This window comes from Megasphaera sp. AF13-6AC, assembly GCF_027685385.1.
Classification (GTDB): Bacteria; Bacillota; Negativicutes; order Veillonellales; family Megasphaeraceae; genus Megasphaera; species Megasphaera micronuciformis.
In genome coordinates this window covers 1,398-1,714 of sequence record NZ_JAQCUN010000195.1, presented here as the reverse complement: position 1 = coordinate 1,714, position 317 = coordinate 1,398, and the positions used below count along the sequence as shown (strand labels likewise).

At 47.0% G+C, this 317-nt stretch carries 1 protein-coding gene; it reads right to left on the bottom strand.

Translation table 11 applies throughout. The annotated features are described in order from the left end of the window. Positions 1-306 (bottom strand): iron chelate uptake ABC transporter family permease subunit (locus PGX78_RS08025; RefSeq protein ID WP_270446400.1); only part of this gene is annotated, 306 nt, incomplete at its 3' end. Between the last annotated feature and the right edge of the window lie 11 nt (positions 307-317).

The window sequence follows — 317 nt, the reverse complement described above, 5'->3', positions numbered from 1 at the left end:
GATAATTCCCGGATCGGCCAAAGGATTGCGTAAAATGCCTTGTAATATACACCCTGCCAAGGCCAGATTCGTTCCTGTAAGAGCCGCACAAATAACACGAGGCATACGAATGTAATAAATAATCCGATAGTTTTCCGATTGTGTTACTCCCTGTATAACCTCGAATACTTCCCGTAGCGTAATAGGAACGGCACCGGCGGCTATACCGATAAACAAAGATCCAATTAAAGCTACCGTGCCTGCAAGCAGAGTTAAATAACGCCGCTTTTCTTTACTGCCGTCTATGGTTGCGGTATTGCGGCTCATTGCGCGCCCCC